General features: G+C 60.3%; 2 protein-coding genes. Both read left to right on the forward strand.

Annotated elements, in window-relative coordinates; genetic code table 11:
• Positions 1-233 precede the first annotated feature (233 nt).
• Positions 234-935, forward strand: coding sequence for a DsbA family protein (locus ACWUKX_RS30915; RefSeq protein ID WP_455851226.1), 702 nt, complete (start codon positions 234-236; stop codon positions 933-935).
• A 41-nt stretch (positions 936-976) separates the two neighbouring features.
• Positions 977-1,253: hypothetical protein (locus ACWUKX_RS30920; protein WP_456010448.1), on the forward strand; the 277-nt coding region annotated here is incomplete at its 3' end.

A 1,253-nucleotide genomic window follows, 5' to 3' on the forward strand; every position in this document is an offset into this window, starting at 1 on the left:
CCCGGAAACCTGCGCGTTTGTCGGCGCTGTTGCAATTGGCACGGAACTTGCTACGACATTGGGCGCAACGTTCGACCGGAGCGCAGCGACGGGAGATGCCCGGGCGTGAGGAGCCCACCTCGATTCAGGAGACAGTATGTTGATTCTTATGACCTGCAAACGGAAGCGCCAGTCCCGCGGTCCGCAAGCCCTCTTTGCGGCCCTGCCGTTCACTGTTGATTGGAGCCTGACCCATGCCTGAACCAAGAGCCGGCCATATCGCTCTTTTAATCCTGGCCCTGCTTCTTGCCGGGCTTGCAGCGCCTGTTATAGACCACCTGCGCCAGCGCGAAAACCATCGCCTGCTCAAGGCGGATTGGCGGAAGCTCATTCCGGAGCGGCGCGACGCACTCTTCAACGATCCCTCTGCGCCAACTGCTGGCAACCCGAATGGCGACGTCCCTCTGGTGATGTTTTTGGACTACAACTGTCGGCACTGCCGGGCGGAAGACCCTATCATCCAGCAAGCCCTCAAGAACGATCCCAAGCTGAAGGTTGTCTACAAAGAGTATCCGGGCAAGGCACCGGGTTCCAAATTCGCCGCAGTGGCGGCGCTCGCCTCCCGCAAACAGGGAAAATATGAGCCGTTTCATCACGCCCTTATGGCTGCTCGCGGCCAGGTCAGCGAATTCTCCATTTTGACTATCGCACGACAGGTGGGCCTGGACGTTGAGAAGCTCAAGCGGGACATGGAAGATCCCGCCATCGAAGACACCCTCGAGCGCAATCGCGAGCTCGCCACGCAGTTGTACATCACCGGCACGCCGGCCTTGGTTCTCGGCGACGAAGTGATCGGAGGGGTGCCCGAGATTCCCACGCTGGAACGCTTAATCGCCAAAGCGCGGGAAAAGCTAAGCGTCGATACCGTGCCGGATCACCACTTCGCCATTTTTTGACAGTGGTGACGGCCGGTGCAATCCCGTTCTGTGGACGTGGAGTGCTCTCGCGCCGGGCCAGATCGCTAATATGGCCCGGCAACGCGGTAGTGGGCGCACCACGCCGTTCCATCGGCAGCGTGCAGACCCGCATTCAGCGGCGCTTTCCTCAACCTCGTCGAACGGGATCGCACAGCTCGGCACCCGTTCAGCGGCGTGGATGTTCCGATCCTTCCGTCCGTTTTTTCACCGAAAGCCTCGCCAAAGAGAAAGGCATGAAGCGCGCCGGACGCGTGCTTCAGATCGCGGCCGGCGTGAAGATGATCGTCATGGGTTTTC

The sequence above is a fragment of the Mesorhizobium sp. f-mel genome (genome assembly GCF_053850215.1).